At 69.1% G+C, this 9,363-nt stretch carries 7 protein-coding genes and 1 pseudogene; 2 read left to right on the plus strand and 6 right to left on the minus strand.

The annotated features are described in order from the left end of the window. A pseudogene (locus tag D7W82_RS36050) lies at nucleotides 1-396 on the plus strand (hypothetical protein); the annotation flags it as partial. On the opposite strand, the gene hemH reads toward D7W82_RS36050, so the two are convergent. The 6 genes from hemH to D7W82_RS36080 form a co-directional block, all read right to left on the minus strand. Continuing rightward, nucleotides 371-1,438, minus strand: coding sequence for a ferrochelatase (gene hemH / locus D7W82_RS36055; RefSeq protein WP_120622635.1), 1,068 nt, complete (start codon nucleotides 1,436-1,438; stop codon nucleotides 371-373). The pseudogene D7W82_RS36050 and the gene hemH sit on opposite strands and share 26 nt — an antisense overlap. Before the next feature lie 10 nt (nucleotides 1,439-1,448). Further along, entirely contained in the window at nucleotides 1,449-1,832 is a 384-nt protein-coding gene (apaG, locus tag D7W82_RS36060) for a Co2+/Mg2+ efflux protein ApaG (protein WP_120622636.1), read from the minus strand. Between the two features lie 57 nt (nucleotides 1,833-1,889). Next, nucleotides 1,890-2,855 carry a TerC family protein gene (locus tag D7W82_RS36065; protein ID WP_120622637.1) on the minus strand — a complete coding sequence of 322 codons (966 nt, stop codon included), beginning with the start codon at nucleotides 2,853-2,855 and terminating at the stop codon, nucleotides 1,890-1,892. Nucleotides 2,856-2,891: 36 nt separating this feature from the next. Beyond that, nucleotides 2,892-5,036 (minus strand): glycogen debranching protein GlgX, encoded by a 2,145-nt coding sequence (glgX, locus tag D7W82_RS36070; protein ID WP_120622638.1) that lies wholly within the window; start codon nucleotides 5,034-5,036, stop codon nucleotides 2,892-2,894. After that, nucleotides 5,033-8,140, minus strand: a complete 3,108-nt coding sequence (treY, locus tag D7W82_RS36075) for a malto-oligosyltrehalose synthase (RefSeq protein ID WP_199727942.1) — start codon at nucleotides 8,138-8,140, stop codon at nucleotides 5,033-5,035. The genes glgX and treY overlap by 4 nt, the downstream gene beginning before the upstream one ends. A gap of 187 nt (nucleotides 8,141-8,327) precedes the next feature. Further along, a complete protein-coding gene (locus tag D7W82_RS36080) occupies nucleotides 8,328-8,660 on the minus strand; it encodes an SWIB/MDM2 domain-containing protein (RefSeq protein WP_014394388.1) in 333 nt (110 codons plus the stop codon). Between the two features lie 380 nt (nucleotides 8,661-9,040). On the opposite strand from D7W82_RS36080, the gene D7W82_RS36085 reads away from it, so the two are divergent. Further along, nucleotides 9,041-9,363 (plus strand): SDR family NAD(P)-dependent oxidoreductase (locus tag D7W82_RS36085; RefSeq protein WP_120622639.1); only part of this gene is annotated, 323 nt, incomplete at its 3' end.

Raw genomic sequence — 9,363 nt, forward strand, 5'->3', positions numbered from 1 at the left:
GAGTACGACATCGTGGAGCAGTTCGGCGGCACCCTCAGCCCCCCGCGCCCCGCCCTCCCCAAGAAGGTCAAGGGCGCGCAACCGACGGGCCCGGAGAACACCGCCATCGAGGTCCCCAACGAGCTGGATGACGCGCCCGCCCCCGCCGCCCAGCCTGAAGGCACCGAGCTGGGCGCCACCGTGAAGGTCACCGGCAAGGGCGAGTTCCTGGTGAAGGCCGGCCAGTGGCGCTCCTGGGAGGGCACCCTGTCCACGTCCCTCAACGGCCCCGCGCAGCCCGCCGTGAACCTGCCCGTGGGCACCTACCAGGCCCGCATCACGCCCGTCAGCGCGGCGCAGGCTCCGGCCGCGCCCCAGGCTCCCGAGGCGCCTACCGCGACTCCGCCCGCGCCGTAGGGGCCGGGCCGTCCGAAGCGCGCACCATCCGCACCACGGCGTCCACCCACTCCGGGTGGGCGTTGAGGGACGGCACCAGCGTCAGCGACTCGCCGCCCGCCTCCACGAACTGCTCCTTCGCGCGCAGGCCAATCTCCTCCAGCGTCTCCAGGCAGTCCGCCACGAAGGCCGGGCACATCACCGCCAGCCGCTTCACGCCCTTCGCCGCCAGCTCCGGCAGCACCAGGTCCGTGTAGGGCTTCACCCACGGCGTGCGCCCCAGCCGCGACTGGAAGGACACCGTGTAGCCGCCCTCCGGCAGCGCCAGCCGCTGGGCCAGCATCCGCGCCGTCGCGAAGCACTGCGCGCGGTAGCAGTGCCGGTTCTCCGCCGTGATGGCGTCACAGCACCCCGCGGACGACAGGCAGTGCCGCCCCGTCGGGTCGCTCTTGCGCATGTGGCGCTCCGGCAGCCCGTGGAAGCTGAACAGCACGTGGTCCGCGCGCGTGTCGGAAATCACCGGCCGCGCCACCGCCGCGAACGCGTCCAGGAAGCCCGCGTCGTCCCAGAACGCCGGCACCGCGCGCACGTTGGGGACGTCCCAGCCCTCCGCCAGCACCTCATAGGCGCGCGCCAGCGACGACGCGGAGGACGACGCGGCTTCGTGCGGGTACAGCGGCAGCACCGTGAACTCCGACACGCCCTTCGCCTTCAGCCGCGCGATGGCGTCCGGCAGCGACGGGTTGCCGTAGCGCATGGCCAGCTCCACCTCGTAGTCGCCGCCCAGCTGCTCCCGCACCCGCGCCTCCAGCGCGCGGCTGTACACGAGCAGCGGCGAGCCCTCCGTCATCCACACCTTGCGATACGCCTCCGCGCTCTTCGCGGGGCGGAACGGGAGGATGAAGAGGTTCAGGAGGAACCAGCGCCCCACCGGGTGGATGTCGATGACGCGCGGGTCGTTGAGGAACTCGCGCAGGTAGCGGCGCACCGGCCCGGACTCGGGCGCGTCCGGCGTCCCCAGGTTGACGAGCAGCAGTCCCCGCTTCGTGGTCGGCACAGGCATGCGCGAGGCCTCAGTGCAGCGCGTGCGGCAGCGTGAGCGCGAACTCGGCGATGCGCGCCTCGAAGCGCGTGCCGTCCGGACGCTCCATCCCGTAGCCGCCGCGCATGGTGCCAAAGGGCGTCTTCAGCATCGCCCAGCTCGTGTACTCGAAGCGCTCGCCGGGCTTGAGGTGCGGCTGACGGCCGACCACGCCCTCGCCCTTCACCTCGTCGATGTGGCCCTGGGCGTCGGTGATGATCCAATGCCGGGACCGCAGCTGCGCCGGGACGGTGCCTTCGTTGAAGAGCACCACCTTGTACATGAAGGCGAACTGCCCGGACTCGGGGGTGCTGCGCTCCGGCCAGAAGGTCGGCTCCACGGTGACGCGGATGCCGTCGGTGGTGGCGGTGGACATGGCGGGAGACTTGGCAGCGACTCCCGCCCGATGCAAGCGAAACGCAGGGCTCGCCCGTCAGCCGCGCTCCTGCTCCCGGGCGGGCGTCTCCGGCGCCTTCTCCTCTTCCGGGGGCTTGGGGAACACCAGCGACGCCACGATGGCCACCAGCAGGCAGCCGGCAATCACCGCCAGCGAGATGCCGATGGGAATCTTGAACCAGTGCTCGATGAGCATCTTCACGCCCACGAAGGCCAGGATGACGCCCAGCGCGACCTTCAGCAGGTGGAACTTCTCCATCAGGCTGGAGACGACGAAGAACAGCGAGCGCAGGCCCAGGATGGCGCAGACGTTGGACGTGTAGATGATGAACGGGTCCTTGCTGATGCCCAGCACCGCCGGGATGGAGTCCATGGCGAAGAGCAGGTCCGTGGCCTCCACCACCATCAGCACGATGAACAGCGGCGTCACCTTGCGCCGGCCGTCCTCGTGGACGAAGAAGCGGCTGCCCTCGCCCTGACGCGCCACCGGCAAGAGGCGCCGGGACATCCTCACGATGAAGCCCGCCTCCGGGTCCACGTCCTCGTCCTCCTTGGCCCAGAGCATCTTGGAGGCCGTGTAGACGAGGAACGCGCCGAACAGGAAGATGAGCCACTCGAAGCGGGCCACCAGCGCCGTGCCCGCGACGATGAGCAGCGCGCGCATCACGAACGCGCCCAGGATGCCCCAGAAGAGCACCCGGTGCTGGTGCTGCGGCGGCACCCGGAAGTAGCCGAACACCATCAGGAAGACGAAGAGGTTGTCGACCGACAGCGCGTACTCCACGACGTACGCCGTCAGCCACTCCAGCGCCGGCCCCTTGCCGCCTTGGTGCCAGACGCCTCCGCAGAACGCGAGGCTGATGCTCACCCACACCAGCGTCCACAGCGTCGCCTCCTTCGGCGACACCGCGTGCTCCTTGCGGTGGAACAGCCCCAGGTCCATGGCGAGCATCGCCAGGACGAAGACGTTGAAGGCCACCCAGGGCCAGAGCGTGTGGGTCATCACGCCCCGCTGCCTACTCCGGGACGGCCCCGGCGGCTACTCCCATTCCGTCGCGGGCCTGCGCAAGACGACCAGGGAACGCCCCACCGCCTGCACCTTGCCGCCCGCCGGGGTGTGCGTGCGCAGGGATTCCCCCGTGGCCGCCGTGTCCACCACCAGCTCCCAGTCCGCGCCCCACTCCAGGGCGGGCAGCATGAAGGTGATGGGCTCGTGGTGCGCGTTGAGCAGCACCAGCAACGTGTCCCCCACGATGCGGTGGCCCTCGTCGTCCGGCGTGGCGATGGCGTCCCCGCCCAGCAGGAAGGCCAGGGAGCGCACGTAGGGCTTCTCCCAGTCCTCGCGCTTCATCTCCTTGCCGTCCGGCCGGAACCACGCCAGGTCCTTCAGCTCGCTGTCCCAGATGTGGGCCCCGCGGAAGAAGCGGCGCTTGGACAGCACCGGCTGCTCGCGGCGCAGCTTGATGATGCGGGAGGTGAAGTCCAACAGCTGGCGCTGCTGCTCGTTGAGCTCCCAGTTCACCCACGACAGCTCGTTGTCCTGGCAGTAGGCGTTGTTGTTGCCCTTCTGCGTGCGGCCCATCTCGTCGCCCGCCACCAGCATGGGCACGCCCTGCGACAGGAAGAGGGACGCCAGGAAGTTGCGCTTCTGCTGCTCGCGCAGCGCGTTCACCTTGGGGTCGTGCGTCTCCCCCTCCACGCCGCAGTTCCAGGCGTGGTTGTCATTGGCGCCGTCGCGGTTCTCCTCGCCGTTGGCCTCGTTGTGCTTCTGGCTGTACGTCACCAGGTCGTGCAGCGTGAAGCCGTCGTGCGCGGTGACGAAGTTCACGCTCGCCGTGGGCTTGCGGCCGGACAGCGCGAACAGGTCCGAGCTGCCGGTGAGCCGCGAGCCGATCTCCGCCGCCTGCCGGTCGTCGCCCTTCCAGTAGCGGCGCATGGTGTCGCGGTACTTGCCGTTCCACTCGCTCCACAGCACCGGGAAGTTGCCCACCTGGTAGCCGTAGTCCCCCACGTCCCACGGCTCCGCGATGAGCTTCACGCGGCTCAGGACGGGGTCCTGGTGGAGGATCTGGAAGAAGGCCGCGCGGGTGTCGTAGCCGTGCCGGTCCCGACCCAGCGTCGTCGCCAGGTCGAAGCGGAAGCCGTCCACGTGCATCACCTCCACCCAGTAGCGCAGGCTGTCCGCGATGAGCTTCAGCGCGTACGGGTGCGTGGCGTTCCACGAGTTGCCGCACCCCGTGAAGTCCATGAAGTAGCGCGGGTCCTTCTCACTGAGCCGGTAGTACGCGCCGGCGTCCAGCCCCTTGAAGGACAGCGTGGGCCCCAGGTGGTTGCCCTCGCAGGTGTGGTTGTAGACCACGTCGAGGATGACCTCGATGCCCGCGCGGTGCAGCAGCTTCACCATCCCCTTGAACTCCGCCACCTGCTCGCCCAGCGAGCCCGACGCGCAGTAGCGCGCGTCCGGAGCGAAGAAGCCCAGCGTGTTGTAGCCCCAGTAGTTGGAGCGCCCCTTCTGGGTGAGGAACGGCTCGTCCATGAAGGCGTGGATGGGGAGCAGCTCCACGCTCGTCACGCCCACCTTCTTCAGGTGTTCGATGCTGGCCGGGTGCGCCAGGCCCGCGTACGTGCCGCGCAGGTGCTCCGGCATGCGCGGGTTCAGCTTGGTGAAGCCCTTGACGTGCAGCTCGTAGAGGACCGTCTTGTTCCAGGGAATCTCCGGCCGCTTGTCATTCTCCCAGTCGAACCCGTCCGACAGGATGACCGCCTTGGGCACGCCCCAGGCGTCGTCCTGCGTGTCCATGACGAGGTCCTCCTCCTTGCCCCCGTGCACGTACCCGTGGATGGGCGCCTTGGGGTCCACCTGCCCGTGCAGCGCGCGGGCGTAGGGGTCCACCAGGAGCTTGTGCGGGTTGAAGCGCAGGCCCTTCTTGGGTTCATACGGACCGTGAGCCCGCAGGCCATACAGACAGCCGGCGTGCACGCCCGGCAGGTAGCCGTGAAAGACGTGGTTCGTGGTCTCCAGCAACGGGAAGCGGCGCGTCTCCTTCTTGGGGTCGGCGGGGTCGAAGAGACAGACCTCCACCTTCTTCGCGTGCTCACTGAAGACGGCGAAGTTCACGCCGTTCCCATCGTACGTGGCGCCCAGGGGAAACGGCTTCCCTGGAAGCACCTCGGCCCTTCTCATCCAGTGCTCCTCTCCAGCAGCACCACCGGGAACTCCGCGAGGAGCGGCCCCAGGGCCAGCCCCACGCCACCCGGCCCCTGCTGGGGACGGACGGTGTTCCCGGTGAAGACATTGCGGAACATCATGCCCGCATATGCCTCCGGAAGGTTCAGGAACGTACCGTCATACGCCTGCGCCAGCCCCCCGGACTCCAGCGCCTCCAGGGTGTAACGCGGCGCGCAGGCAATCAGCACGCTGTCTCCGTGCGTGCGCGCGAAGCCGACCGCCGCGGGCGAGCGCGGCCCGGACGGCTCCAGCGCCTCGTAGCCGCCCGTGCGGAAGAGGTCCGCGTACCGCTGGCGCAGCCGCAGCGACTCCGCCAGGACGAAGAGCTTCACCTGCCCGTCGTCCATGTCCCGGGTCAGCCGCGCGCACAGGGCCGGCCGGTCCTTCGCCGCCGCGTCGTCCAGCGCCGTGAGCAGCCGCTCGCGCAGGGCGTAGTCCACCGGCCGGCGGTTGTCTGGATCCACCAGCGACAGGTCCCACAGCTCGCAGCCCTGGTACGTGTCCGCCACGCCGGGCGAGGCCAGCTTCAGGAGCAGCTGCCCCAGCGCGTTGTGCTGGCCCGCGCGCTCGATGCGGCGCTTGAAGGCCTTCACGCCGTCCAGGAAGTCCTGGCCCCTGGCGGGGTCGAAGCACGCGTCCACGAACTGCGCCACCGCGTCGTCGTAGGCGCCGTCCGGGTTGGTCCACGACGTGCGGACCTTGGCCTCCTTGATGGCCTTGCCCATGTACTCGCGCACGCGGCGGTGGAACTCCTGGAGCTCGGCCTGGGGCACCTGTTCGCCCATGGGCCACGCGCCCACCACCGTCTGGAAGAAGAGGTAGACGTCGTTGGACGACGGCGCGGGCCCCGTGGGCAGGTGGCTGACGAAGGGCCGGGTGAGGTCCGCCCAGGCGCGCACCTGCTCCCGCCAGAGCTCCGGCAGCTCCGTGAGCACGTTGATGCGCGCGCGCACGTCCTCGCTGCGCTTGGTGTCGTGGGTGCTGGAGGTGAGCATGCTCGCCGGCCAGCGCTCCGCGCGCTCCTGGTTGCGCAGGTGGAAGGTGGTGGCGCGCATGCCGAAGTGCTCCGGCTCGCCGCCCACCTCGTTGAGGCTCACCAGCCGGTTGTAGATGTAGAAGACGGTGTCCTCCAGGCCCTTGGCCATGACGGGGCCCGTCACCTGCTGGAGCTTCATCGCGAATCGCAGCATCACCGCCTTCTCGTCGTCCCCCACGTGCTCCGGGTAGCGGCCCAGGAGGATGTCGCGCAGGAAGTCGAAGATGGAGGCGTTGGTGGTGGTGTTGCGCTCCTTCGCCCGCTGGAGGGTCCACTCGATGTACTGCACGTCGCGCACGTCCAGCTCCGCGCGCCAGCCGTCCACGTAGGTGCGGTACACGGGGAACAGCGCGATGAACTCCACCAGCGCGCGCCGCAGGCTGTTGAGCGTGAAGTCGCGCGTGCGGCGGTTCATCTCCGAGATGCGGTTGAGCTCGTGCGCCAGCACGTTGATTTCGCTGGCCATGCTCACGCGCATGATGAGCAGCTTCTTCTGGTACACCAGCTCCGCGAAGTCCTGCGTGCCGCCCGCGAAGCGCTCGTACGTCTCCGTCAGGTGCGCCTCCGCGGCCGGGTGCACGAACAGGCCGCTCACCGCGTTGGCGAAGCGGTAGCCGGTGGTGCCGTGCACCGCCCACGACTCCGGGATGCGCTCGCGGCCACCTTGAATCTTCTCCACCGACACGAAGAGCGCCTTGCGCAGCGGGCTGTCCGGCGTGTCCATCACCTGGCGCCGCCACTTCGCGCGCAACAGCGCCTCCACCTCCGGCCACCGCGCGTCATCCCCGTCCTTCTTCCCGGCGTCGAAGCGCGCCCGCGCCCGCTCCACGAAGAAGCGCTCCTGCAGGTCCAGGAAGTAGGCGGTGGGGTCGAAGAGGCCGTCCGGGTGGTCGATTCGCAGGCCCGTGACGCGCCCCTCGCGCAGCCACTCGAAGATGCGCTGGTGCGCCTCCAGGAAGACGTCCGGGTCCTCCACGCGGATGGCGGCCAGGCCGTTGATGTCGAAGAAGCGGCGGTAGTTGATCTCCTCGCCCGCCACGCGCCAGTGCGCCAGCCGGTAGCTGCAGTTCTGCAAGAGCGTGTCCAGCAGGTCGAAGGAGCGCACGTTGCCGGGCGTGCCGTTGAACACCCGGAGGTTCTCCTCCACGTACGCCGCCAGCTCCGCGCTGTCCGCCACCACCGCGCCCAGCCGCCGCTTGATGACCTCCTTCTCGCGGTGCCGCTCAATCACCTTCGCCGGGTCCACCTCCGTGCGCAGCGGCAGGTGGTCCAGGGCCGTCATGATGGAGAGCAGCTCCACCAGGTGCGGCGACTCCGCGCCCAGCTGCTTCTCCAGCCGCTCCAGGCCGTGCTTGAGGAGGGTGGCGTACTGGCGCGGCGCCACCGGCAGCCGGTGGTCGTAGTAGTGCAGGTGGAAGGCGCCGGAGTCGTAGGACAGCTTCAATTCGCCGCGCTCCAGCACGATGCCGTACTGGTCGCCCAGGATGGGCAGCAGCACCTTGTCCGCCAGCTCGTCCTTCACCGGCCGCCAGTCCACGTCGAAGAACTTCGCGTAGACGGACGACGGGCCGTTCTCCAGCACGTCCAGCCACAGCCGGTTGTCCCGCTCGATGCCCATGTGGTTGGGCACCACGTCCAGCACCTGCCCCAGGCCGTGCTCGCGCAGGGCGTCACAGAGCGCCGCGTGGTCCTCTGGCGTGCCCACCTCCGGGTTGAGCCGTTGGTGGTCCACGCAGTCGTAGCCGTGGGTGCTGCCGGGCGTGGCCTTGAGGTAGGGCGACGCGTAGAAGTCGCTCACGCCCAGCTTCGCCAGGTACGGCACCAGCGCCTGCGCCTGTTGGAAGGTGAAGCCCTGGTGCAGCTGCATCCGGTAGGTGGACAGCGGCGTGACGCGGCGCGATCGCAGCTCGCGTTGGACCTGTTCGAACAGGTCCTCCGCCTGAGCCTCCACCGTCGTGTGCGTGCCATCCGCGTCCGCCTGCCGCGCGGAGCGCTCCCCTGCCTCGGAACCGTCGTGGAACATGGGCCCCAGAGGTAGGCCCGACGCGGCGCGTCCGCCAGCAGGCAGATGCGCCTTCGCCCCCTTTTCAACGCTCCGGACGAGCGGCTGACAGAGGGAGAAAAAGCGGAGGGCCCGTCCCGCGCGATGCGTGACGAGCCCCCAGGGTCCTTCGGGCGACCGGCGACGGCCCCGACGGGCCCTGCACCGTTCAGCTCAGGTGCTTGTTCACCAGCGCGGTCATCTCGAACATGGTGACGTTCTTCTTGCCGCCGAAGATGGGCTTGAGCTTGTCGTCGGCGTTGATCTGGCGCTTGTTCTTCGCGTCCTGGAGGTTGTTCTTCTTGATGTAGTCCCAGATCTTGCTGACCACCGCGGTGCGGGGCAGCGCCTTGGAACCGACGATCGCCGCCAGCTCAGCGGAGGGCGTCATCTCCTTCATGAACGCAGCGTTGGGCTTACGGCCCGCGGCCTTCTTCGCGGCAGGAGCCTTCTTCGCGGCAGCAGGGGCAGACTTCTTCGCAGCGGCTTTCTTGGCGGCCATTCGTCTTGTGTCTCCTCCCCTCCGAAGGGGACGTTGCACGGCGTGCTTGCATCTTCAAGCTAGAGCCGATGGCGCGTAGTAGCACGGCCTAGAGGGAAAAACAGCGTCCATCGCGCGCTTTTTCCCTCTGGGGCTCCTCGGAGCAATGGATTCGAAGGCTAGAACTCGGCCCCGCAGCGCATTCTTCCCTCGGGAACGGAAGCCTCGCGACGCGTCCGGAGCGCCAGAAACCGGCTCCGGAGGCCGTTTTCCCTCGGGGATTGTGCCTCGCGACGCGTCCGGAGGCGGAAAGTCGGCATCTGGAGCGTCCTGCCCCTCGGGGAGCACCCTGCCCGTTTCGACGGTGGACGGGATGTGGCTTTTCGGATGAAACAGCACCCATGAATGCCCTCATCACTGGCGCCGGTGGCTTCCTGGGGACCTGGCTCGCTCGGGCGCTGGCCGCGCGCGGCGACCGGGTCTCATGCCTGTTGCGCCCCACCACGGACACCCGCGAGCTGGAAAAGGCCCTGGAAGGCCACCCCTGGACGCGGGTGGTGGGCGACGTGACGGACCCCGCCTCGCTGGCTGGCGCGGTGAAGGGCGTGGACGTCGTCTTCCACCTGGCCGGCATCCGCCGCGCCGCGCTGCGCGACGAGTTCATGCGCGTCAACGCGGAGGGCACCCGCCTCGTCTGTGAGGCCATGGCCGCCCTGCCCCAGCC

This window comes from Corallococcus sp. CA049B, from assembly GCF_003611685.1.
GTDB lineage: Bacteria > Myxococcota > Myxococcia > Myxococcales > Myxococcaceae > Corallococcus > Corallococcus coralloides.

Bases quoted from the DNA above. Each gene is read 5' to 3' on its own strand.
- hemH (WP_120622635.1), bottom strand. From the start codon at position 1,438: ATGCCTGTGCCGACCACGAAGCGGGGACTGCTGCTCGTCAACCTGGGG.
- apaG (WP_120622636.1), bottom strand. From the start codon at position 1,832: ATGTCCACCGCCACCACCGACGGCATCCGCGTCACCGTGGAGCCGACC.
- D7W82_RS36065 (WP_120622637.1), bottom strand. From the start codon at position 2,855: ATGACCCACACGCTCTGGCCCTGGGTGGCCTTCAACGTCTTCGTCCTG.
- glgX (WP_120622638.1), bottom strand. From the start codon at position 5,036: ATGAGAAGGGCCGAGGTGCTTCCAGGGAAGCCGTTTCCCCTGGGCGCC.
- treY (WP_199727942.1), bottom strand. From the start codon at position 8,140: ATGTTCCACGACGGTTCCGAGGCAGGGGAGCGCTCCGCGCGGCAGGCG.
- D7W82_RS36080 (WP_014394388.1), bottom strand. From the start codon at position 8,660: ATGGCCGCCAAGAAAGCCGCTGCGAAGAAGTCTGCCCCTGCTGCCGCG.